The sequence below is a fragment of the Ruegeria sp. CDSB136 genome (assembly GCF_059610965.1).
In genome coordinates this window covers 42,780-64,361 of sequence record NZ_JBXWOP010000017.1, presented here as the reverse complement: position 1 = coordinate 64,361, position 21,582 = coordinate 42,780, and the positions used below count along the sequence as shown (strand labels likewise).

Annotated in this window: 23 protein-coding genes; 15 read left to right on the top strand and 8 right to left on the bottom strand. The window is 56.3% G+C overall.

Annotated elements, in window-relative coordinates:
* The first annotated feature begins 52 nt into the window (after positions 1-52).
* The 7 genes from AC2FIR_RS17695 to AC2FIR_RS17665 are packed head-to-tail and all read left to right on the top strand — an operon-like array spanning position 53 to position 7,355.
* Positions 53-538: a tripartite tricarboxylate transporter TctB family protein gene (locus AC2FIR_RS17695; RefSeq protein ID WP_170613889.1), complete on the top strand. Its 486-nt coding sequence runs from the start codon at positions 53-55 to the stop codon at positions 536-538.
* Between the two features lie 5 nt (positions 539-543).
* Complete coding sequence (locus AC2FIR_RS17690; protein WP_170619767.1) at positions 544-2,043, top strand: tripartite tricarboxylate transporter permease; 1,500 nt, start codon at positions 544-546, stop codon at positions 2,041-2,043.
* Positions 2,044-2,045: 2 nt separating this feature from the next.
* Positions 2,046-3,221, top strand: coding sequence for an L-rhamnonate dehydratase (locus tag AC2FIR_RS17685; RefSeq protein ID WP_170808134.1), 1,176 nt, complete (start codon positions 2,046-2,048; stop codon positions 3,219-3,221).
* Entirely contained in the window at positions 3,218-4,132 is a 915-nt protein-coding gene (locus AC2FIR_RS17680; RefSeq protein ID WP_480492287.1) for a dihydrodipicolinate synthase family protein, read from the top strand. Before AC2FIR_RS17685 ends, AC2FIR_RS17680 begins: the two co-directional genes overlap by 4 nt.
* A gap of 1 nt (position 4,133) precedes the next feature.
* Positions 4,134-4,844: a GntR family transcriptional regulator gene (locus tag AC2FIR_RS17675; RefSeq protein WP_170613893.1), complete on the top strand. Its 711-nt coding sequence runs from the start codon at positions 4,134-4,136 to the stop codon at positions 4,842-4,844.
* Between the two features lie 3 nt (positions 4,845-4,847).
* Positions 4,848-5,843: a 4-hydroxythreonine-4-phosphate dehydrogenase PdxA gene (locus AC2FIR_RS17670; RefSeq protein ID WP_496747092.1), complete on the top strand. Its 996-nt coding sequence runs from the start codon at positions 4,848-4,850 to the stop codon at positions 5,841-5,843.
* 3 nt (positions 5,844-5,846) lie between these two features.
* Positions 5,847-7,355, top strand: coding sequence for an aldehyde dehydrogenase (NADP(+)) (locus AC2FIR_RS17665; protein WP_496762812.1), 1,509 nt, complete (start codon positions 5,847-5,849; stop codon positions 7,353-7,355).
* Positions 7,356-7,640: 285 nt separating this feature from the next.
* Here the strand turns inward: AC2FIR_RS17665 and AC2FIR_RS17660 are convergent, their stop codons facing one another.
* A complete protein-coding gene (locus AC2FIR_RS17660) occupies positions 7,641-7,979 on the bottom strand; it encodes a helix-turn-helix domain-containing protein (protein ID WP_170613896.1) in 339 nt (112 codons plus the stop codon).
* 198 nt (positions 7,980-8,177) lie between these two features.
* Here AC2FIR_RS17660 and AC2FIR_RS17655 point away from each other — a divergent pair, with 198 nt between their 5' ends.
* On the top strand, positions 8,178-9,272 hold the full coding sequence (locus AC2FIR_RS17655; RefSeq protein WP_170613897.1) for an Ntn hydrolase family protein: 1,095 nt from the start codon (positions 8,178-8,180) through the stop codon (positions 9,270-9,272).
* 373 nt (positions 9,273-9,645) lie between these two features.
* Here AC2FIR_RS17655 and AC2FIR_RS17650 read toward each other — a convergent pair whose 3' ends face one another.
* Positions 9,646-10,137, bottom strand: a complete 492-nt coding sequence (locus AC2FIR_RS17650; protein ID WP_480492294.1) for a MaoC family dehydratase — start codon at positions 10,135-10,137, stop codon at positions 9,646-9,648.
* A gap of 197 nt (positions 10,138-10,334) precedes the next feature.
* On the opposite strand from AC2FIR_RS17650, the gene AC2FIR_RS17645 reads away from it, so the two are divergent.
* Positions 10,335-10,529 (top strand): hypothetical protein, encoded by a 195-nt coding sequence (locus AC2FIR_RS17645; RefSeq protein ID WP_170613898.1) that lies wholly within the window; start codon positions 10,335-10,337, stop codon positions 10,527-10,529.
* Between the two features lie 48 nt (positions 10,530-10,577).
* Here the strand turns inward: AC2FIR_RS17645 and AC2FIR_RS17640 are convergent, their stop codons facing one another.
* Genes AC2FIR_RS17640 through AC2FIR_RS17630 form a run of 3 tightly spaced genes read right to left on the bottom strand, consistent with a single transcriptional unit; the run spans position 10,578 to position 13,144 of the window.
* Positions 10,578-11,954: an MATE family efflux transporter gene (locus tag AC2FIR_RS17640; protein WP_496762810.1), complete on the bottom strand. Its 1,377-nt coding sequence runs from the start codon at positions 11,952-11,954 to the stop codon at positions 10,578-10,580.
* Between the two features lie 12 nt (positions 11,955-11,966).
* Complete coding sequence (locus tag AC2FIR_RS17635) at positions 11,967-12,554, bottom strand: helix-turn-helix domain-containing protein (protein WP_170613900.1); 588 nt, start codon at positions 12,552-12,554, stop codon at positions 11,967-11,969.
* 11 nt (positions 12,555-12,565) lie between these two features.
* A complete protein-coding gene (locus AC2FIR_RS17630; RefSeq protein WP_496747094.1) occupies positions 12,566-13,144 on the bottom strand; it encodes a carboxymuconolactone decarboxylase family protein in 579 nt (192 codons plus the stop codon).
* Positions 13,145-13,457: 313 nt separating this feature from the next.
* Here AC2FIR_RS17630 and AC2FIR_RS17625 point away from each other — a divergent pair, with 313 nt between their 5' ends.
* From AC2FIR_RS17625 to AC2FIR_RS17610, 4 genes are read left to right on the top strand one after another with little or no spacing between them, the layout of a single operon-like run.
* A complete protein-coding gene (locus AC2FIR_RS17625) occupies positions 13,458-14,204 on the top strand; it encodes an amino acid ABC transporter ATP-binding protein (RefSeq protein ID WP_480492299.1) in 747 nt (248 codons plus the stop codon).
* 1 nt (position 14,205) lies between these two features.
* Complete coding sequence (locus AC2FIR_RS17620; RefSeq protein ID WP_170613902.1) at positions 14,206-15,048, top strand: amino acid ABC transporter permease; 843 nt, start codon at positions 14,206-14,208, stop codon at positions 15,046-15,048.
* A 36-nt stretch (positions 15,049-15,084) separates the two neighbouring features.
* On the top strand, positions 15,085-15,918 hold the full coding sequence (locus tag AC2FIR_RS17615; protein ID WP_480492301.1) for a transporter substrate-binding domain-containing protein: 834 nt from the start codon (positions 15,085-15,087) through the stop codon (positions 15,916-15,918).
* A 55-nt stretch (positions 15,919-15,973) separates the two neighbouring features.
* Positions 15,974-16,855, top strand: a complete 882-nt coding sequence (locus tag AC2FIR_RS17610; protein WP_170613904.1) for an amino acid ABC transporter permease — start codon at positions 15,974-15,976, stop codon at positions 16,853-16,855.
* Between the two features lie 33 nt (positions 16,856-16,888).
* Here the strand turns inward: AC2FIR_RS17610 and AC2FIR_RS17605 are convergent, their stop codons facing one another.
* The 3 genes from AC2FIR_RS17605 to AC2FIR_RS17595 all read right to left on the bottom strand — a co-directional run bounded on the left by AC2FIR_RS17605 (position 16,889) and on the right by AC2FIR_RS17595 (position 19,408).
* Positions 16,889-17,206, bottom strand: coding sequence for a non-heme iron oxygenase ferredoxin subunit (locus tag AC2FIR_RS17605; protein WP_496747095.1), 318 nt, complete (start codon positions 17,204-17,206; stop codon positions 16,889-16,891).
* 3 nt (positions 17,207-17,209) lie between these two features.
* On the bottom strand, positions 17,210-18,166 hold the full coding sequence (locus AC2FIR_RS17600) for a fatty acid desaturase family protein (RefSeq protein ID WP_496762807.1): 957 nt from the start codon (positions 18,164-18,166) through the stop codon (positions 17,210-17,212).
* A 156-nt stretch (positions 18,167-18,322) separates the two neighbouring features.
* The gene (locus tag AC2FIR_RS17595; RefSeq protein WP_170808144.1) at positions 18,323-19,408 is read right to left on the bottom strand and encodes a hypothetical protein; all 1,086 of its coding nucleotides are present in this window, start codon (positions 19,406-19,408) and stop codon (positions 18,323-18,325) included.
* A 95-nt stretch (positions 19,409-19,503) separates the two neighbouring features.
* Here AC2FIR_RS17595 and AC2FIR_RS17590 point away from each other — a divergent pair, with 95 nt between their 5' ends.
* Positions 19,504-20,433, top strand: coding sequence for a LysR substrate-binding domain-containing protein (locus AC2FIR_RS17590; RefSeq protein WP_496747098.1), 930 nt, complete (start codon positions 19,504-19,506; stop codon positions 20,431-20,433).
* Positions 20,434-20,531: 98 nt separating this feature from the next.
* The gene (locus AC2FIR_RS17585; protein ID WP_170613909.1) at positions 20,532-21,581 is read left to right on the top strand and encodes an aromatic ring-hydroxylating dioxygenase subunit alpha; all 1,050 of its coding nucleotides are present in this window, start codon (positions 20,532-20,534) and stop codon (positions 21,579-21,581) included.
* The last annotated feature ends 1 nt before the right edge of the window (position 21,582 follow it).

Sequence of the window (21,582 nt, the reverse complement as noted above, 5' to 3'; positions counted from 1 at the left end):
CGGCCGGTCAGGTGCTTGCCGCGCTAACTTTTCCAGCGGACGGGTACAAAGAATGCAAAAGTCCAATGACAATACCGGACATGGTCCAAAGGGTGGCTTCGCGCAGTTTGCTGTCCCGCTGGGGATCTTGGTGTTTTGCGCCTGGGCCTTCTGGCTTTCGACGCAATTCGAGCGCGTCCCGCCGATCCTGAAACGCGGCATGCAGCCCTCTGATTTCCCTCAGTTGGTTATCGGCCTGATCGTTCTACTGTCAGTCTGGTTGCTTTTTAAGGACCGTGATGAGGCACCTGCCAGGCTCTCGCGACTTGTGCAGTCCACAATCGGGTTGCTGATCGGTTTCCTGCTGATCGCCGAGATTGATCTCTTTCTGGGGCTGGGCCTGTTTGCCGTGTCGCTCGCGGCCCTGTGGGGTGAGCGGCGTGTCTGGGCACTTGTACTGGTCGGCATCATTGCGCCGCTGGCGGTGTTCTTCCTGTTCAACGGCATATTCGAGGTCCGCTTCCCGCGCGGGATCCTCACCAACCTCTGGTACGGGTAAAGACAATGGATGCTGCTCTGAACGGCCTTTTGGCTCTTGCTGATCCCAACCTGCTGGCGTTGATATTTGCAGCGACACTGGGCGGGGTGTTGGTCGGCGCTCTCCCGGGATTGAATGCGACAACAGGTGTTGCGCTGCTTCTTCCCTTTACGATCACGATGGAGCCCATTCCGGCCATTGCGATCCTGACGACAATTTATTGCGCGGCGACTTTTGCCGGAGCGATCACCGCAATTCTCATCAATACGCCCGGGACGTCGGCCAGTGCCACCACTTGCTTGGACGGCTATCCCTTGGCGCAAAGGGGAGAGGCAGGCCGCGCGCTGGGGATGGCCGCTGTCTCCTCGACCATTGGTGGAATTATCTCGGTCGTGTGCCTGATGGCCGCTGCCCCATTGATGGCGCGGGCTGCGTATAACTTTGCACCGCCTGAATACTTTGCGCTGACAGTTTTCGGTCTGTCGATGCTGGCAACAATTGGAGATGGATCGCCGGTCAAGAACATCCTGTCCGGCGCGTTTGGCGTGCTGATCGCAACTGTCGGCATCGATCTGCTGACCTCGATCGAGCGTTTCACCTTCGGCCTGAACGAGCTGAGCGAAGGTATTCCATTCGTACCCGTCATGATAGGTGTGTTCGGCATCTCAGAAATGCTGGTCCAGGCCGATAACCTGCATGTAGAGCGCAAGCGCGTCATCATGAAGGCCATCCGCTTGCCATCGCGCGAAGACTATTCGCGGGTTTGGAAAACCATCTTGCGGTCGTCCGGTATTGGCACGTTTATCGGCATTCTGCCAGCTGAAGGTGCGACGGTAGCCTCGATGATCGGCTATAACGAGGCCAAGCGCTGGTCGAAGAGGCCTGAAGAGTTTGGCAACGGCTCTCTTGAAGGTATCGCTGGGTCCGAGGCCGCAAACAACTCGGCCACGGGTGGGGCGATGGTTCCGACTCTTGCGCTGGGGATTCCAGGCAGCCCGACGGCTGCTGTGATCCTCGCCGGTCTGATGGTGCATGGCCTGCGACCCGGCCCGACGATGTTTACCGAACAGGCCGACTTTGCCTTCGCAATCTTCTGGTCGATGATGCTGGTGAACATCTTGTTCTTCTTCATCGGACTGTGGGGTGCCAAGATCTTTGCCCGCGTCACGCTGATCCCGATCCAGATCTTGTGGCCTTGTGTCTTCATCTTCTCGATCGTGGGTGCCTATGCGCTGGAACAATCCATGCTGGATGTCTGGATCGCCATCGGCTCGGGGATACTGGGCTTCTTCATGCGCCGTTATGGTTTTTCCGTGGTGCCCATGGCTATCGGCCTGATCCTGGGCGGTATGCTGGAAACACGCCTCGGTCAGTCGATGGTGATGCTGGACGAAAAATGGTGGCTCATGCTGACCCGTCCGCTGACGCTCTTCTTCTTTGTTCTTACGGTCCTGGCTCTGTTTGGCCCGCTGCTGTGGGGACGCCTTTTCAAACAACGCTCGCCGCTTAAGTCGACCGGAGAATAACAATGACCAAGATCAAATCCGTCCGCACCCGTGTCTGGAATTGGAAAGGCAAGACCGTTCCACCGCAGGGCAATTTCTGCACCAACGCCAGCGACTTGTTGTGGGAAAAGGGCGATGCGATGTCATCTTTCCGGTTTCACCAGTGGCTGACCTGCGAGATTGAAACCGAAGACGGCACAGTCGGCATCGGCAACGCGGCACTTGCCCCAGGTGTTGTGAAAAAGGCCATCGACGAATGGTTCGCGCCCATGGTGATCGGCGAGGACCCATTCGACTATGCCTACCTTTGGGAAAAGATGTACCGCCGCTCGCATGCTTGGGGCCGCAAAGGTATCGGAATGACCGCGATTTCTGCTGTCGACATCGCCATCTGGGACCTAATGGGCAAACTGGCGGGCAAGCCGGTGTTCAAGTTGCTGGGCGGTCGCACCAAGGAAAAGATACCGGTCTATTATTCTAAGCTCTATTCGGGGCCCATCGAAGCGATGCAGGCCGAGGCGGAAGAGGCCAGGAAGAACAACTATCAAGGCTACAAGATGCGGTTTGGCTGGGGCCCCAAGGACGGCATGACCGGCATGCGGGAAAACCTCAAACGCGTGGAAGCGGTGCGTGAAGTTATTGGCTATGATGTAGACCTGATGCTGGAATGCTATCAGGGCTGGAACGTCGATTACACCAAGCGGATGCTGCCCAAGCTTGCGAAGTACGAACCGCGCTGGCTGGAAGAACCGGTGATTGCCGACGATGTGGAAGGATACCGTGAACTGAATGCCATGAATATCGTGCCCATCTCGGGCGGGGAGCATGAATTTTCGCTCATCGGCTGCAAGGATCTGATCCAAAAGAAAGCCGTCAGTGTGCTGCAATATGACACGAACCGTGTGGGTGGCATCACGGCCGCGCAAAAGATCAACGCCGTCGCCGAAGCGTTCCAGGTTCCGGTCATCCCGCATGCAGGTCAGATGCACAATTATCACCTGACTATGGCCAATGCGAATTGCATGATCAGCGAATACTTCCCGGTCTTCGACGTCGAGGTCGGAAACGAGCTGTTCTATTACATCTTCGAAGGCGACCCGGATGCCGTGGATGGTTATTTGGATCTGGACGACAACAAGCCCGGCCTCGGGATCGAGATCTCGGACAAGCATCTGCATGACTTCGAGGTGACGGAATGAACCGGAAATACGCAGGTATCTGGCCGGTCGCGCCAACGCCGTTCAATGATGACGGGACGCTTGATCTCGAAGGTATGAAACGGGTGCTCGACTGCCTGATTGATCAAGGAGCGGATGGAATCTGCATTCTGGCCAACTTTTCGGAGCAGTTTCTGATTTCGGATGCCGAACGCGAAGTGCTGGCGCGGCTTTCGGTCGAACATATCGCGGGACGGGTTCCGGTCATCGTAACGATCAGCCACTATGCCACGCAGATTGCCATTGAGCGCGCGCAATTCGCCAAGGATTTGGGGGCTGACATCGTAATGATGATGCCGCCATATCATGGTGCACTTCTGAAAGGCACACCCGAACAGAGCTTCGAGCAGTTCGCATCTGTTGGCGAGGTCGGCATTCCGATCATGGTGCAGGATGCACCACTTTCCGGCGTGGATCTGCCTGTGCCACTGCTGGTGCGCATGGCACAAGAGATTGAGGAAGTGAAGCTGTTCAAGATCGAATGTCCCCGTGCCGCCAACAAAATCCGTTCGCTGATAGAACAGGGTGGCGACGCAATCGAAGCGCCTTTTGATGGCGAAGAGGCCATCACCCTTCTGGCGGATTTGGATGCCGGTGCAACAGGTTCGATGACCTCGGGCATGATCGTGGATCAGATCAAACCGGTGCTGACCCACCACCATGCCGGACGCATCGACGAAGCGACCGCCGCCTATGGTCGGGTAGCCATGGCAATTAATCACGAAAACCGTCAATGCGGCTGGCAATCGTGCAAGGCCGCGATGGTCGAAGGCGGTGTAATCAAATCAGAATTTTGCCGCCACCCAATTCCGCCGTTGCATCCCGCCATCCGCTCGCGTCTGATCGACCTGCTGCGGCCGTTGGATCCTATGGTTTTGAGCTGGGGGAAGTGATTTGAGCGAGAGCTGGATTGATAGCCTGAAAGAAGAAGGTGGTGTAAAGCCACGCAAGACACTTGCCGAAGAAGCCGCCGACAACCTGCGCGAATTTATTCTGCTGGGTAAGCTTGCCCCCGGTACGGCAATTCCCGAACGTGATCTGGCCGAGGCGCTCGGCGTATCCCGTACGCCTTTGCGCGAAGCCTTGCGGTTGCTCGAAGTTGAAGGGTTGGTGGAGTACTCGGCCACACGGCGCCCGCACGTTGCCGACCCTTCTCTGCACGAGTTGACGCAGTATATTTCGGTCCTGGGCGCTCTCGAAGCGTTGGCGGGTGAAATCGCCTGCGTCGAAGCAACGATGGCTGAAATAGCCGAAATTGTTCGCCTAGGTGCCCGTATGTCCAAAGGTTCCGGAAAGCTCGAACCGCTGGAGTTCTTTCAACTCGACATGCAGTTTCACGCGGCCATCGTTGAAGCCAGCCGGAATGAGCCCCTTATCGAAACGCACCGGCAATATAACGCCCGCCTTTGGCGTGCACGTTTCTTGTCGTCGCAACAGGTTGATCGCCGTGACAATACCCTGTCCGAACACTCGCGGATCACTGACGCCCTGCAAAAGCGTGACGCAGCCGCGACGCGGCGGGCGCTGCGCGATCACCTGAATAGTACAATCGAGAATATTGAACGCCTTCACGCCCAAAGCAGTGGAGCAAAGTCCGAGGACTGAAAGATGAAGCCCAGAATTGGTATTATCCCCGGTGATCCAAGCGGCATCGGGCCGGAACTGATCGCACGGTTGCTGACTTCGGAGGGCGTTTCCGAGGCGGCGGACATTCTGCTGATCGGCGACAGGCATGTGTTTGAAACGGGACAGACCGTCGCCGGTGAAACTTATGACCTGACCCCCGTTGACGTGTTGGGCGACTGGACCCAAGCCCCTGCGTTCGCCCTGCACGAGATGGAGACGATTGCGCCTAACGAAGTGAGGGTTGCCGAAGTGACCGAAGCTGGCGGAGCATCGGTTCTGCGAACGCTGGATTCCGCTCTGGAACTGACGCGCTCCGGTGTGATTGACGCCATCGTATTTGGACCGTTCAACAAGGCCGCGATGCACTTGGCGGGGCTGGGTCATGATGACGAGCTTCACTACATGGCCGAAAAGCTGGGCGTGACGAACTACATCTCGGAACTCAACACGCTTGACGGCATGTGGACCAGCCGCGTGACCAGTCATGTCGCCCTGCGTGACGTGGCCGACATGATCAGCGAAGAACGCGTTGCCGAAGCGGTGCATCTGATCCACAACACACTGCGCCGTTCTGGTCTAAATCGCCCTCGGATTTCAGTGGCCGCGCTCAATCCGCATGCCGGTGACGGTGGAAATTTCGGCACCGAGGAGATCGACATCCTCGAACCGGCAGTCCGCAAACTGGCGCGGGGGCAGATGTCAGTTGATGGTCCGTGGCCGTCCGACACCGTGTTCCTCAAGGCGGTTGCCAAGGAAATCGACGCGGTTGTGACGATGTATCACGATCAGGGTCAGATAGCGCTGAAACTGCTTGGCTTTGACCGTGGTGTGACGGTGCAGGGTGGGCTGCCATTCCCCGTGTCCACTCCGGCCCACGGAACGGCGTTTGATATCGCAGGCCAGGGCTGTGCGGATGTCGGCGCAACCCGCGCTGCTTTTGACATCGCATGTGACATGGTCACGCATTGGGACAACTGAAACATGACTTTCAAGCCGCACGGAAAACACCTGATTGCAGGTGAATGGATCGCTGGAGACGTGAAATTTTCATCTTCCCCGGCGCGTGGGGACGCACATGAATTTTCATCCGGAACCGCCGCCCATATCGACGCATCGGTCCAAGCCGCCGAAGAGGCATTATGGAGCTTTGTGTATTCCACCCGCGAAGACCGCGCGGCCCTGCTGAATGCGATTGCTGATGAGATCGACGCGCGCGGCAATCTCATTACCCAAACTGGCACGCAGGAAACCGGCCTTCCCGAAGCTCGGATTCAGGGAGAGCGGGGTCGTACCGTAGGCCAGTTGCGCCTGTTCGCCTCTCATATACTGTCAGGTGACTATCTGGACCGCCGCCATGACAAAGCGTTGCCGGATCGAGCCCCTTTGCCGCGTCCTGATCTGAAAATGGTACAGCGCCCTATCGGGCCGGTTGCCGTTTTCGGGGCATCAAACTTCCCGCTTGCGTTCTCAACCGCTGGCGGCGACACCGCTTCGGCGCTGGCCGCCGGTTGCCCTGTTGTGGTCAAAGGCCATCCCGCGCATCCGGGGACCGGAGAGATTGTTGCAGAAGCCATCAAGGGCGCAATCGACAAGACGGGCACGCATCCTGGCGCTTTCTCATTCGTACACGGTGACACGATGGCGGCAGGGCAGGCACTGGTGAGACACCCGCTGATCCGAGCGGTAGGGTTTACCGGCTCTTTGACCGGTGGCCGGGCACTGTTCGATCTTTGTGCGCAGCGTCCCGAACCCATTCCGTTCTTTGGTGAGCTGGGTTCAACCAACCCGATGTTCATCCTGCCGGCAGCCGCGGCGACACGGGGTGCTGAGATTGGCGCCGGTTGGGCAGGTTCGCTTACGATGGGTGCGGGCCAGTTCTGCACCAACCCCGGCATTGCAGTCGTCTTGAAGGACCACGCCGAAGAAATCGCCAAGGCAGCAGTCGAAGGCTTGAAGAACACCGCCCAACAAACCATGCTGACAGACGGCATTGCGGCGGCATACCGTAGCGGTCAGTCGATGATTGCTGCAGAACCGTCTGTTACCGAATTGCTGGCAACAGCGTGCGACGGGCGCACGGCAACCCCTTTCCTTTATCAGGTCTCGGCAAAGGGTTGGCTGGGCAATGAAACACTGGAACACGAGGTTTTCGGGCCATTGGGGCTCCTGGTAGTCGCAGAAAACATCGGCCAGATGCGGGAAGTGTCAATGTCCTTGCAGGGGCAGCTCACATGTACGCTGCACATGGATTCAGATGACGCGGAAATTGCGCAAAAGTTGTTGCCAGTTCTTGAACGCAAAGCTGGCCGGATCCTTGTAAACGGCTTCCCGACTGGTGTGGAAGTCAGCGACACAATGGTACATGGAGGTCCATACCCGGCTTCCACGAACTTTGGGGCAACATCCGTCGGTACACTGGCCATTCGCCGTTTCTTGCGGCCTGTATGCTTCCAGAACGTACCGGACGTAATGTTGCCAGAGCAGTTCTAGCCTCGTCTGTCGTTTCCGGGAGAGGCAAATGAAATCGGAATCGGCCGGTTTCGTCACAGTTCATCATAAGCCTTCAGGTGTGTCGATCCGGAAGGGCCGGTTGCGCTGACTTTGCTGGAGAAACTGTGCGGCGGCGCGGGCCGTAAAACAAACCATCGTCGGCCGATGACATTGCTCTTGTCGGGAAAGGTTAGCTCGGCGAGCCGCTCCACAGTGATTGGTGCGAGTGTTCAAGGTCGACACCGAGCCCATGACTGACGTGTGCTGTTCCATTTCGGGATAGCATTACTGACGTGCTTCCTGATCGCTGAGCAACGCTCGCATGATGGCACGAATACGACGTTGATTGTCCGCGTCTAACGCAAAGTACAGTGCATTTGCCTGGGGGTCGCTTTGCTGGGGGCTGATGAGGTCTCCCGGATCAGCGTGAAGCACATTCGCTATTCGAACCAGAGTTGCGACGTTCGGCGTACGCGCCCTGCCGCTCAGCAGGTCTCTGACCGACGTCACGCCAAGCCCCGCCGCTTTCGCTACAGCACCAGGGTTGGTGCCTTGTTCTTCGATGAGGTCCGCGATTTTTTTTGCAATTCGCTTTCCGAGTTCGACGTCGCTCTCAACCTGCATGATTTTCCATCGGTAAATAATGTTCTGTCATTCCTTGGGTTAATGGCGATCTACACATCAGTCAACGGTACCGGCAAAGGTGGCATTGCAAAAACAGCATACCGGAAATGTGCGCAAAATCATTGCACATAGATGATTCAACGTCTATATCGGCCTCACAGAGATGATCAATCACACTAGATAGACGGAGAAACGACAATGACCCTCTTTTCAAAAGTAATGATGGCAACCCTCATGGCCTCGACCGCATTGGCGTCATCAGCGGACGCCTGCTCGCGGCTTGCCAAGCAATCAGACCACGGTGTCGCCTATGTTCGCTCAGTAGATTGGGGCACAAAAACCGGAATGGATCTTGTGACTTTCGGCGTTGGCGATGACGTCACATCTTACGAAGCCGATGGATACTCGCGCCAATCAGACGAACCGGCGAAGAACTTCACTGTAGCTTGGGTAGAGAACGAGTCTTTCCACGGTGTTCAGGCACAGGCCTTCAACGACAAGGGAATGGTTGCGGATACGCTCTATATGTCCCCCAGTGCAGACTACATTGGTGATTACAAGGACAATGGCGCCCCGGCCGTGAACTTGGCCGACGCGCCGGGTTATCTGGTCGCAATGTACGACACCGCCCCCGAAATCGCCGAGGCGTATAACTCGGGTGAGTTCCAGTTCGCCTGGTCAGCAGATTTGGGTCATGCGGGTCAGCACGGAGTGCATGTTTCGGCCGTGGACGCAAATGGTGATGTCGTTCTGTTCCAAGTGAACGAGGGCGGTGAGGTTCTGGTTTACTCCGGCAATGTTGAAGGTTCGGACCTTGGGGTAAAAGCGAACGCGCCATTGTTGCAGTACCACCGCGAGAACATTGCAGCGTTCAATGCGGAAGATGGAAAGACTGCAGAGAACGTTCCGGCGGACATTTCCTCGGCAAGCCGACACCTGCGTCTGACCTGGCTTAACCAGAACATTTCTCTGGGTGGTATGTCCAAGCCGGAAGCTTTGGGAACGGTACAGAACATGTATGACAGCGGTGCCAGTGTCCCGCAGCAGGTGATCGACCCAACCATCGGAGCGACTTATACCACCAGACAGACCAGCAGAACGATCCTGGGAGACGACGTCATCACAGTGCGGGATTTCGCGACCGCTGCGGAAATTTCGTACTCGATCACAGATGCCAAAATCGCCCACGATCTTAACGGTGGTCAGGTCTGTGCGGATGCCATGGATCAAGCCAACGAAGGTGGGCGGATGATCGAGTTCCGCCCGTGCCCGAAACCCGAAGCAGGCTCCTGATGCAACTCCTATGAAACTCAAAAACAGCCCCCGTTACCCGACGGGGGCTTTTCTTATATTGAAATGCCCCGCTGCCAATATCCCCGTCAACTTTGTTGCGCACTGCCAATCTCTGGCGGCGACAGGATATTGCCTTTGAACCGAAGTACGGTCTGACAGGTCGCCACGCAGCAATGCGACAATCCGACGAACGGTAAGAAAGGGGCGATTGCAATAGCCTTCGGCAACCTGTTGAAAGGATGCTGGAACCTCTCCGTTGGCGATAGAGCGCTCCGAGCAGGTTTTAAAGTGCGGAGGTCGGCCAGGACCGCGATCCGGTGTCGGCGCCGAAAAAACTCAGAACCCAACTACCAAAATATGAAATTCAACCGACTTATTGCCGCCGTGCCATTACGTGATCCATAACCAAATTGAGCACCTCGATATCATCCTGGTTAAACGTCAGATAGCGGAACCGTACCGTTCCACGGTCTGGCTTCGAGCGTGACGGTGTGAGCACCTCAACCGTAACACGAGCACGAAGTGTGTCTCCCGGGAACACCGGAGCGAGCCATCGTACCTCGTCCATGCCATGGCCGCCCAGGTTGGTGCCAGTAAGTACACCGGTATCACGAAACAGCCGGAAGGTGAGCGCTATGGTTTGAAAGCCGCTGGCAATGATCCCGCCGAAAATCGACTCCTTCGCCGCCACTTTATTCACGTGGAAGGGCTGCGGATCGTGCGTAAGTGCAAAATCAATTATTGCGCCTTCGGTGAGCGTAATCCCACCAGTCTCGAAGGTGTCTCCGACTGACAGATCGTCAAAAAACTTGCCGCTGATCATTCCAAGAGCATAGAAAAACGCGCAGTTGTCCGTCAACGACAACCCAACGCCTGCCGATCAGACGTAAGTGGCAAACGCGACGTATACATGTTTGAACCTGAAACTGACCTCAGTAAAGGTGAATGCCGCCTTCAATAATCACTTTTCGTCGCGAGACCGATGGACTGCTGCAATAAGTCAGAACCTCTTGGACGATGTGATCGATGGATGTCGTTGCACCTACTACGTGGCGCACCTGAATGACCGGGACGCTCTGGCGGGGATCCCTGATCATTCGTCAGGCCGGCGGTCTTGTACATGCAAGCTCAATCCCGGACATGCTGGAACATGGCAGCGCCATTCTGGCCATTACGCCGAAATTGGAACACTTGACGCTGAGCGACATCGTCCCTCAGGTCCGCCGGACGGATTCAGTGGCCCCGAGAACGAGCTAGTGGGAAAACCAAATCTTCATCACTGGCAGCATACGTACCGGCCTCTGATTAGATCACCGGCTTCCAGAGTCCACCAAGCTCGCGACGTGCCACGTGTGTTGCAATGAGAACGGCAATCATCCACCCGGTTATGACCGCTGCGGCCGTTCCGATCCACACGCCGATTTCGTTGAAACTCAGCAGGCCGACAAATATCCAGACGAAGAAAGCAACCCCAAAACCCTGCCGATACAGGCTGATCCAGACGGTCCAGATCGGCCTTTTCAGTGCCTGCAAAAGCGAGTTGATCGAAAACAGCATCATGTAGAACGGCAGGATCAGGCTGTCGACGCGTAGGTAGCTTAGTCCCACGCGGATCACTTCGGGATCGTCGGTAAACAGGCCCAGAACCGGACCGCCGAAAATCCACAGGAAAGGTGCGGCGATGGCGGTCATGATGAACCCAACCTTCCAGCAATAGAACAAGGCTTCGCGCACCCTCGCACCGTCGCGGGCTCCGAAATTCTGGGAGGCTATGGGCAGAAGGGCGCCGGTGACGCCCAACACGGGCAACAGCAGGATTTGCTCCAGACGAATGGCCACGCCGTACCCTGCGATTGCGTGTTCGCCAAAAATCTTAAGCGCAAACTGCATCACGAACCCGGACAGCAACATCACCATGAACGACGTGGCTGTGGGCAACACCTGTACCGAGATTTCAGTGAATTTTTCCAGGCGCGGAACAAAATTCCGCGCCCGCATCCGTTGCATCCTGCGCCGTCTGAGCACCTGACGTATCAGGAAGAGCATGACCCCTGTCTGACTGATCACGGTTGAAACTGCCAAACCATCAAACCCGATGCCGGGAACCAGGCCCGGAACCCCGTAGATCAGCAATGGATTCAGTCCGATATTGGCGAAAAATGCGACAATCAGCGCCCGCTGCATGGAAACGGCATCGCCATGTGCCTGAAGGATACCGTTACAGCCAAAGGCCAACAGAAAACCTGGAAGAGCAAGGAGCAACCAAAAGAAATACCGCAGACCTGCATCGCGATAATCCCCGGGCTCGGACACCAAACGGATCAGTGCAGGACCATACCACAAACCAGCCAGCGCTAGAACGCATGCGGCCAGGAAGCCATAGCTCATGCCTTGTGCAGCTAGTCTGCGTGCTTTTCGATGATCACCCGCGCCCAGTGCGTTGCCGACGAGTGCACTCATTGCTGCGCCAAGCCCAACGCCTATTGAGATCGCAACAAAAAACGCCTGAAACCCAAGTGCGAGCCCGGCCTGAGCACTTGTGGACAAGAGCCCTGCGAAGAACATGTCGACAACATTGTAGAGCGTGTTGAACAGCATCCCGATGGCGCCGGGAATGGCCAAGGTGCGAAAATGCACCGAGATCGGCCCTCGCGTCAGATCAAGATCGGCAGGAATGGCCATTTCAGCATTTCTTTACGGGCGCTCGGCCTGAACGGTCAGAAAAACGAACTCTGGCGTCAAAACCTCTTCGAACCCATGGTTCAGTTCGGCGTCGACGCTGATGCTGTCCCCGGCTGACAGGGTGAATCGCGCCTCGCCGTAACGATAGACAGCCTGACCCTCCAGCGCCTGAACAAAGACGACACCGTGGCCGACATAAGTCGGCGGGCGCCCTTCATCGCGCAGAAGAGTGACCCGCCGCGCCTGAAATCGCAGGTCCTTGCGGGAATGCAGGGCCAGATTGACGTATTCATGGGAATGCCCGCCAGCAAGACGGGTAGACTTCAGCCCTTGTCCGTGGCGAACCAGGGTATAGTCGGTGTGATCTGTCCGCGCTTCGCGAAACAGCGAGACGATAGGCACTTCAAGTGCCTCGGCCAATGCGGCCAATGTATCGATCGAAGGTGACACAAGCCCGTTTTCAATGCGGCTGACCATCGCCGCTGAAATGCCCGATTGCTCGGCCAGACGACGGGCCGATTGTTTCCGGCTTTGGCGCAGCTCCTTCAGCGATGCACCGATCGCGCGGTCAATCTGTCTTCCCGGAGTGTCATCCTGCATGGTACATCCCGTCACTCGTCGGTGTAGTAACCCACGACATCTCCCTCTGTGGTCACGCCGAGACCGTTCAGCAACCTGTTCACGTAGTTGAAGTACCCAACAATCTGGTTGATTTCGAGGATCTCTCCGTCGTCCCATCCGGCTTCTTTCAAGGCCGAGACGTCAGACTCGGCCATCGCGGCGGGCGATTGGGTAAGTTTTCCTGCATAGACCATCGCTGCTAGCTCTGCGCCGTCAAATGCGTCCTCGGGGCGGTTGCCTTTCAGCGCGGCTTCAATTCTGTCTGCGCGTGCATCATCCCCGATCAAATGCCGGGCATTGGCCCAGTGATTGGCATAGGAGTAGGGACAACCGTTCAGGGTGGACACATAGGAACTTATGACTTCCTGAAACCACATGGGCACGGTGTTGACGTCATCGTGCAGACAGGCCCGGTACAAAATAACGTGCCCATTCATCGTATTGGGCCGCAGCGAATGCACGCGCATGACATTGTCGACGGTTCCGTGCGGCGTACGGGCCAGGTCCAATGCGGCCTTTAGCTGATCGTCGGCATCCTCGTCAGAAATCATCCGAATCCAGGCAGACATTCATGCTCCTTCCGTTGGCCGTCAGCTCAAATTTCAGGCAGTCAGAAACTACCCGCTGAGTTTTTTATTGACGAATATTGCATATTAAGCAACCATATTAATCAGTGCGCAACAGAATTGAGGATTCCATGGCCTTACCAGATTGCCCCACTCAATCGTATCGCCAAGTCGATGGCACTGCTTGGGCCGACCCAAAATTGCGCCGAAACAAATGTTCCGCGCGCAGGTATTTCCGAAGGCGACCGCTCTTGCCACAGGCTTCCTGAACTCACAACGCCCTCAATATGCGATCCCGAATTAGAACAGGTCAGGCATGAACCAACCCACTCCGATGATCGAGGTAAGCAATCTGGACAAGTTCTATGGTGGCTTTCACGCGCTGAAGAACATCGATCTGACCGTTCACCAGGGTGAAAAGGTTGTCATCTGTGGTCCCTCAGGTTCCGGGAAGTCGACCCTGATCCGTTGTTTCAACGGGTTGGAGTGGCATAATTCTGGGCGCCTCGTGATTGATGGGATCGAGGTTTTTGAAGGGGCCAAGGAGATCCGGGAATTGCGTCAGGAAGTCGGTATGGTCTTCCAGCAGTTCAATCTGTTTCCACATCTGACTGTGCTGGAAAACTTGATGATCGGCCCCATGAAGGTACGTAAGGTTCCAAAGGCGAAGGCCGAAGAAACCGCGCGCAACTATCTTGACCGTGTCCACATTCCGGAACAGGCCGACAAATACCCGGCGCAGCTGTCGGGCGGTCAACAGCAGCGCGTGGCCATTGCCCGGTCTCTTTGTATGGAGACCCGGATCATGCTGTTTGACGAACCGACTTCTGCCCTTGATCCTGAAATGATCAATGAAGTGCTTGATGTGATGGTCGAGCTTGCCGACACAGGCATGACGATGGTTGTCGTCACGCATGAAATGGGTTTTGCCCGCAAAGTCGCTGACACGATGGTTTTCATGGAAGCCGGTCAGATCGTCGAAGTTTCGCCGCCGGAACAGTTCTTTACCAACCCATCCAGCGAACGGTGCCGGTTGTTCCTGAACCAGATACTGGAACACTGACATGAGCGATCTGGGCATATCTGCACCAAAGGGCCAGCCGCTGCCCAAGCCACCGCTCTACAAGCGCTTTTTCGGCTCGGTCCCCGTTTCCGTCGTCATGTATGCGATCATCGTGGGGCTGATTGCCTATGGCTCGTACGTTGGCGCGCAGGGCATGGGATATAACTGGCAATGGTACAGGGTGCCGCAATTTCTGTACCGCAACACCGAACTGGGGTTCGAATGGGGTGAAATCCCGATCGGGCTGGTGGCCACAATCAAGCTATCGGTTACCGCGTTTCTGCTGGCAACCGTTATTGGATTGTTCGTGGCGCTGCTGCGCCTGTCCGGTCTGGTCGTTGGGTCGGCAGTCGCCGTCGGTTATCTTGAGCTGATCCGAAACATCCCGCTGCTGGTCCTGCTCTATTTGTTCTATTACGTTCTGGGGCCGATTTTCGGGTTTGATCGCTATACCGCCAGCATCCTGACGCTGGCCGTGTTCCATTCCGCCCTGATATCGGAAATCCTGCGGGCCGGGATTAACGCGGTTCCGACCGGTCAGTGGGAGGCCGCCAAATCCATCGGGATGAGCCCTGCCCAGACGTATCGCTATATCATCCTCCCCCAATCCGTCCGTTTCATGCTGCCGCCGATGACCGGCGAGGTCGTGCACCTCATCAAGTCCTCAGCGATTGTCAGCGTGATTGCGGTGGCCGAATTGACCACCTTCGGACGCAACATCATTTCAGACACGTATATGAGTTTCGAAATCTGGTTCACCATCGCACTGGTCTATCTGGTGGTGACCCTGATCCTGTCGATAGGCGTAAGCCATCTGGAGAAGAAATATGCCGTCGACCAATAGAACTGAAACAATTGTCGGACAACAAGGAGAACCAAGATGAAGCTTTCTCGCAGAATGCTCGGGGCAGCCCTGGGCGCGGTCGTGGCGACTGGTGTGGCGACGTCGGGCTGGGCGCAAAGCGCGACCCAGGAACTGTCCAGCGAAAGTGTTATTGAAACCATCAAACAGGACGGGGTGATCCGGATCGGCCTGTCGCTGTTTGTGCCATGGTCGATGCGCGACAAGAACGGCGATCTGATCGGCTTTGAACTGGATGTCGGCCGAAAACTGGCCGAGGACATGGGCGTCGAGGTCGAGTTTGTGCCCACCGCCTGGGATGGCATCATTCCAGCGCTGGTATCTGGCAATTTTGACGTGATCATCTCGGGCATGTCCGTGACGGCACAGCGTAACCTGACAATCAATTTCACAGACCCATATGCATTTTCGGGCCTTGCAATCCTGGCGAACAAGGAGTTGACGGCAGGCATGGCGCGCGAAGATCTGAATTCGTCGGAGGTAACTTTCGCGGCCCGTCGCGGCGCGACCCCGGCGACCGTGATCGCCAAGGCATTTCCCGAAGCCAACCTGTTGCTTTTTGATGAAGACGGCGCGTCCACTCAGGAAGTTCTGAACGGGAATGCCCATGCCACGATGGCGTCGCAACCGACCCCCAACCGTGAGGCAGGTCGCAACCCCGAGACATTGGTTGTTCTCGAGGGCGAACTTTTCGACCCGCGCGGTGAAGCATTTGGCATGCGCAAGGGCGACCCTGACGCCATGAACTTCTTCAACAACTGGATTGCCCAGCAATGGCGGTCCGGCTGGCTGGAAGAGCGTCACAACTACTGGTTCGCCACCGAAGAGTGGGCTGATCAGGTTGCACAGTAACAAATCCGACTGGGGGCGGGCACACCGCCCCCGGAACTAAGGCGGAGCGGACCCGGTGCAGAACTTCCTCAAGAAACTCAGATGGCCTGATTACCTGATCATGGCGATTTTGCTCGCCTTCTTCGGGTATATCTGGGTGTCGATTGAAGGCACGCTGAACTACAAGTGGCGCTGGGAACTGATCCCCGGATATATCGTTGGCTGGCATACAGGTCGTGAGGAGTATTTTGCCAACCTGCTGTTGCAGGGTCTGGCGGCCACCATTCGCATCAGCATTTATTCGGGCATTCTGGCTTTGCTGCTGGGCACGATACTGGGTGTCGCGCGCTGTTCGGCCAACCTGACGATCCGGATGCTGGCGCGCACCTATCTGGAATTCCTGCGTAATGTCCCGCCCGTTGTTGTTGTTTTTATCTTCTTCTTTTTCCTGTCCCAGCAACTGATCGATGCGTTGAACCTAGAACGCTGGGCCCGCGGAATTGCACGACAGGAAGACAACCAGATCTGGACGTTTTTCTTCGGCGAAATGCGACGTTTCCCATCGCTGGTTTCCGGCGTCATCGTTCTGGCCCTGTTCGAAAGCGCGTTTGTGGGGGAAATTGTCCGGGCCGGGATTCAGTCCATCCCAAAAGGCCAGCGCGAAGCTGCTCGTTCGATCGGGATGAGCCGTTTTCAGGAGCTGCGCTACATCGTGCTGCCTCAGGCGATGAAAAAAGTGGTCCCGCCACTGGCAAACCAGTTCATATCCTTGATCAAGGACAGCTCGATCCTGTCACTTATTTCGGTTCAGGAACTCACTTACAAGACAGTTGAACTTGTCGCTTCATCTAGGATGATATTCGAGGCGTGGATCACGACCGCAGCGTTTTACTTTGTCGTATGTTTCGGTCTCAGCCGTCTTTTTGCACGCCTCGAAAAACGATCAGACAAAAGATGAGTTTGTTACCCGTCTGAACGTTCAGCGCGGTTGTCAGAAACGGGCCTGAACCATCCCGTTTTCAACCCGCGTCTCGAACACCCGCATAGGACGCGTGGCCGGGGCAGACACGGGCTTGCCGTCCCGCACGTCGAACGCACCCTGATGCAACGGACATTCGATCACATGGCCATCAAAATAGCCGTCGCAAAGATCGGCCCCGCCATGGTTGCACAACGCCAGCGATGCGTAGATGCCGGTTGGCGTATCGTAGATCGCGATCATGCGCGGGCCGATTTCGACCCGCGTGACCCAGTTTTTCTCAAGTTTGGACACCGCGATCACATCGCGCCAGGTTTTTTCGGCCGTCATCGTTCAAACCTCTGCCGCATGTTCGCGTTTGCGCCGCAAGATCTGACGTAGAATGTCGCGATGGGCGGCCAGATACCCGCCATTTTCAACGAAAATATGGTCTTTCAGCTTTTCATGCAGACGGGGCAATGCATGAAACGGCACAGAGGCGACATAGTGATGTTCTGCGTGATAGTTCATGTTCCAACACAAAAATGCCATCGGTGCCGATACCAGGTTGGTCCGGGTGTTTTCCGACATCTTGGCAACAGTGGGCCGCCCGACATGTTCGGTCATGCGCACAAACCGCATGACCGGTTCGCCCAGAAACAACGGAATGATCCAGTACCAGATCAAACCCCACCACCCGGTCAGCGCCATGGCCAAGACCAGTGCGGCATAGATACCCAGCATCATACGTGCGTCCCGAAATACAGCCTTGTGTTCGACCTTCGGGATAAATCGAAGCTCTGCCTCGCTCAGGCGGCCGGATGCATGGCGAAACACCTCTGTGAACTTGCCGCGCCAGTAGGGCAGAGCGGAAAGGTACAGAAAGTACTGCCCCAAGGACTTGGGCAGCGGAATCAGTTCAGGGTCTTCTCCGGTCAGCTGTGTGTACGTGTGATGATCGCAATGCTCGTACCTGAAAAAGCGGTGCGGCAATATGATGATCAGCCCGCAGATCTGTCCCACCAGATCATTCAGCCAGCGGGTCCGAAAAACCGTGTAGTGCACACATTCGTGCTGCAGCGAGAAGTGGTGCACCAGAACGACGCCTTGCAGGAACATGGCAGGCCAAATCAGCCAGCTGTCCCAGGCAAGAGTAAGGAGTGTTGATGTAAAGGCAAGTAACAGGACCCAAAGCGCCAGGTGGCGTAATCCCGGTCCGTTCGAACGTTGCATGTAGCTTCTGAGTTCTTCGCGCGTGAGTTTTCCTTCGGCCAGGGCCTGAGTCAGCGGCGTGACGATTGGTTTTGGCATGTGATTTCCACAATTTTTGCCGGTGTGGGGGTCGCGCCCTCTGCACATGATCCGGCACCGGAGACGGGAGTGCTCCGCACCATAAGGCCAACTCGGTCAGGCCTTATTAACAATGGATTATCTAACCAGAGCGTGATTCGATCAAGCCGGGATAGGTCAGACAGCCACGCGCAGCCCGATATCCGGATCGGGATTTGCAAACAAATCAGCGGCGCAGGAATGCCGGGCGAGTATCGACGGACCGTTGGGCAACCTTTCCGCGTGGAAAACACCGTGATCCCAATACGTCGCCCCATCAATCACGATTGTCGGATCAATCACGTTCCAACTGATCTCGCCCGGGGCATATGCTCCGCATGTGTGGAAATGCAGAATGCGAGGATTGCCGAAAGCGGCACCTCCCCAGCGCTCGAAATTTTCCCGCATGTCCCATGGGTATCCGCAGCCGGGATGAATGCCCGCGTGCCAGGAATGTACAAAATTCCGGTCGATGCCGAACTGTCCGGCGACCCGATCATAGTGTGCCTCGGCCCTGGCGGCGTTTTCGGGGTCACCGTCAAACCGCGTCAGGCGACCGTTCTCCATCATGGCGAAGACCGGTCTGTCAAATTCCAGTGTATAGTCGTCATAATACTTCGATCCTGTGCCCGTCAGGAAGCTGATGGCCACACGACCGGAAAAACTGTACGCGGGAACTGGTGTGAATACGGACATCGGAAACCGCAAAATGGATGTATCGCCGGTGGGTTTCAAATCCATAATTGGTCGCCCACGCACATCCGATCCCAGAGGGCAGGTGATCCGTACGTCATCCGCCCTGTCCAGAACCGCGTTGACGTCGGCCTTGAGTTCCATAAATGCGTCGTGGTGTCCGTTGGAAAACCCTGAACCCAGAAGCTCCTGGTTCACGGCAAAGCTGACGATAATCTTCTTGCCCTGCGGCATGTCCGAAAACCGCAACTGATCCCCCAGACGCGCCAGAAACAAAATGATGTCCGCGGCCTGAAAACGGGCCAGAAGATCAGGCGAAAGATGCGGGTTGTCAGGATTGAAACCGACATCCACCGCGTCAACGACCAGCCCCAGCTGTTGCGCGGCATTTCTGACCACCTTGACGCAGTCGGCATCAAAATACCCAAACTCCGGGGGTTCATACGCGATCAGCAGCCGGTCGCCTGCGGATGCACGCGCACAGTTCACCAGCAGATTTCGCGCTCCTCGCTCGGGCGTCGTGTCGGACATCAATAACCCCTAATACCTGACTTTAATGAATTTAATGGACGCACGCGGTTCTAATCCATTTGAAAGAAATAATGGCTGGCATTAGGGTGGCTAATATGATCCTGAACCTACCATACTCGGCGCTGCGCGCATTTGAAGCCGTGGTGCGCCATTCGGGCTTTTCGCCCGCAGCAGAAGAACTGGGTGTCAGTCAAAGCGCCGTAAGTCAGCACGTCAGATCTCTGGAAGAATGGCTTGGCAGAGAATTGCTGGTCCGTGGGGCTCGCCAGTCCCGTCCCACGCGCGAGGGTGAGCAACTGGCCCTGGCAATCTCCGATGGGTTAGGGCGCATTTCGGATGTTTGCACGCAATTGCGGGACAAAACCCGTAGTGACCGGACAATCGTTATTTCGTGCTTGCCGGGTTTCGCCTTTAACTGGTTGTTTCCAAGGCTTATTCACTTTGACCTGGCCCACCCGGATCTTTCGATTTCGATTGCCACCGACACCGGGCAACACCCTTTTTCACGCGTCGATGCAGATATCGGGATTCGATATGGACTGGGCGAATACCCTGGGTTTCAGGTCGATTTGTTGATGAAGGAACAGTTGTTTCCTGTATGTGCGCCCGGCCTTCTGCCAACGCTTCAGAGTATCGAGGATCTGTCCCTTCATACGCTTTTGGTGGATGAAAACCTGCACCATGGCACGGCCAGTCCGACATGGGATTTCTGGGCGCGGCAATTTGATTTAAGTTTGCCTGCCGCACTACGCACGCGCAGGTTGGGGCAGTCGAATATGGTTGTGCAGGCCGCAATCGAAGGGTTGGGTGTGGCGCTTGGTCGTGAGCCTCTGGTTATTGATGCGCTCTGCGATGGTCGCCTGGTGCGTCCTTTTCCCCAGCTGACGCAATCGCCCCTGTCTTACTGGCTTGTGCGCCGACCCGAAACCAAGGACAGCCAGAAGGTAAGCGAGTTCCTGAACTGGATTCAGGCAGAGGCTCGGGCGCAACCGGACATACCCGCTCCTGCGCCGGTTTCAAATTAGTCTACCTTATATGTCGCATTACCAATCCGGCATGGCGAAACGCGGGTAAACTGCCCCATACTGCCGCAAAGCCAACAAACCGAACGGAGATCCGGATCATGTATCTGAAGAACTGCTGGTATGTCGCCGCGTGGAGCAAGGATATCAGCCGCGACCTGAGGGCCGAGACGTTTCTGGGCGAGAATATCGTGCTGTACCGGCAGCAAGATGGAACTCCGGTCGCGTTGGAAGACGCGTGTCCCCATCGCAAGCTGCCGCTCTCGAAAGGCAACCTTAAGGGCGATCTGGTCGAGTGCGGATATCACGGTTTGACCTTCGACTGTTCCGGCACATGTATCGACAGCCCCACACAACGTGGCATGACGCCCCGGCGCGCGGTTGTGAAATCCTATCCGGTGGTTGATCGGTATCGGCTGCTTTGGATCTGGATGGGCGATCCGGCGCTGGCCGATCCCGACACAATATTCCCGGTGGAGAACTTCGACGATCCAAGCTGGGGTCTGACCGATGGTGGCGTGATGGACATCGACTGCCACTACCTTTGGGTCTGCGACAACCTGCTGGATCCCAGCCATGTGGCCTGGGTGCACGTTACGTCCTTTGCAGGAGCGGGCACCGACGAAGAACCCCTGAATGTCGAGAAGACGGACCGTGGCGTGATCGTATCTCGGTGGATCGAGAAGAAGCCGCCGTCTCCGTACTATGCGAAATTGGTGTCCTTCGACGGCGATTGTGACCGGTTACAGCATTACGAGATGTGTATGCCGGCAATCGGACTGAACAAATCCATCTACACACCCGTTGGTACAGGTGGATATGACAAGGACCCGGTTGATGAGACATTCATTAATATCTCGTACAACTTCATGACCCCGATTGATGAGGACCGGACGCGGTATTTCTGGTTCCAGCACCGCAACTCCTATCCGGACAATGCCGAAGTTTCGAAATTCATGAATGATGGGGCTCGAATGGCGTTTCTTGAGGACAAAGACGTGCTGGAAGAAGTTCACAAGGGAATGAAATACGCCAAAACGCCCCACATAGATCTTGGCCTGGATGCCGGGGCAAAACAGTTCCGCCGTGTGCTTGACCGCGCGATCGAGGCGGAAAGCGCCGCAACGGAAAACGTCGCGAAATCTGCCTGAG

Bases quoted from the DNA above. Each gene is read 5' to 3' on its own strand.
- AC2FIR_RS17695 (WP_170613889.1), top strand. From the start codon at position 53: ATGCAAAAGTCCAATGACAATACCGGACATGGTCCAAAGGGTGGCTTC.
- AC2FIR_RS17690 (WP_170619767.1), top strand. From the start codon at position 544: ATGGATGCTGCTCTGAACGGCCTTTTGGCTCTTGCTGATCCCAACCTG.
- AC2FIR_RS17685 (WP_170808134.1), top strand. From the start codon at position 2,046: ATGACCAAGATCAAATCCGTCCGCACCCGTGTCTGGAATTGGAAAGGC.
- AC2FIR_RS17680 (WP_480492287.1), top strand. From the start codon at position 3,218: ATGAACCGGAAATACGCAGGTATCTGGCCGGTCGCGCCAACGCCGTTC.
- AC2FIR_RS17670 (WP_496747092.1), top strand. From the start codon at position 4,848: ATGAAGCCCAGAATTGGTATTATCCCCGGTGATCCAAGCGGCATCGGG.
- AC2FIR_RS17665 (WP_496762812.1), top strand. From the start codon at position 5,847: ATGACTTTCAAGCCGCACGGAAAACACCTGATTGCAGGTGAATGGATC.
- AC2FIR_RS17660 (WP_170613896.1), bottom strand. From the start codon at position 7,979: ATGCAGGTTGAGAGCGACGTCGAACTCGGAAAGCGAATTGCAAAAAAA.
- AC2FIR_RS17655 (WP_170613897.1), top strand. From the start codon at position 8,178: ATGACCCTCTTTTCAAAAGTAATGATGGCAACCCTCATGGCCTCGACC.
- AC2FIR_RS17645 (WP_170613898.1), top strand. From the start codon at position 10,335: ATGACCGGGACGCTCTGGCGGGGATCCCTGATCATTCGTCAGGCCGGC.
- AC2FIR_RS17640 (WP_496762810.1), bottom strand. From the start codon at position 11,954: ATGGCCATTCCTGCCGATCTTGATCTGACGCGAGGGCCGATCTCGGTG.
- AC2FIR_RS17635 (WP_170613900.1), bottom strand. From the start codon at position 12,554: ATGCAGGATGACACTCCGGGAAGACAGATTGACCGCGCGATCGGTGCA.
- AC2FIR_RS17630 (WP_496747094.1), bottom strand. From the start codon at position 13,144: ATGTCTGCCTGGATTCGGATGATTTCTGACGAGGATGCCGACGATCAG.
- AC2FIR_RS17625 (WP_480492299.1), top strand. From the start codon at position 13,458: ATGAACCAACCCACTCCGATGATCGAGGTAAGCAATCTGGACAAGTTC.
- AC2FIR_RS17620 (WP_170613902.1), top strand. From the start codon at position 14,206: ATGAGCGATCTGGGCATATCTGCACCAAAGGGCCAGCCGCTGCCCAAG.
- AC2FIR_RS17615 (WP_480492301.1), top strand. From the start codon at position 15,085: ATGAAGCTTTCTCGCAGAATGCTCGGGGCAGCCCTGGGCGCGGTCGTG.
- AC2FIR_RS17605 (WP_496747095.1), bottom strand. From the start codon at position 17,206: ATGACGGCCGAAAAAACCTGGCGCGATGTGATCGCGGTGTCCAAACTT.
- AC2FIR_RS17600 (WP_496762807.1), bottom strand. From the start codon at position 18,166: ATGCCAAAACCAATCGTCACGCCGCTGACTCAGGCCCTGGCCGAAGGA.
- AC2FIR_RS17595 (WP_170808144.1), bottom strand. From the start codon at position 19,408: ATGTCCGACACGACGCCCGAGCGAGGAGCGCGAAATCTGCTGGTGAAC.
- AC2FIR_RS17590 (WP_496747098.1), top strand. From the start codon at position 19,504: ATGATCCTGAACCTACCATACTCGGCGCTGCGCGCATTTGAAGCCGTG.
- AC2FIR_RS17585 (WP_170613909.1), top strand. From the start codon at position 20,532: ATGTATCTGAAGAACTGCTGGTATGTCGCCGCGTGGAGCAAGGATATC.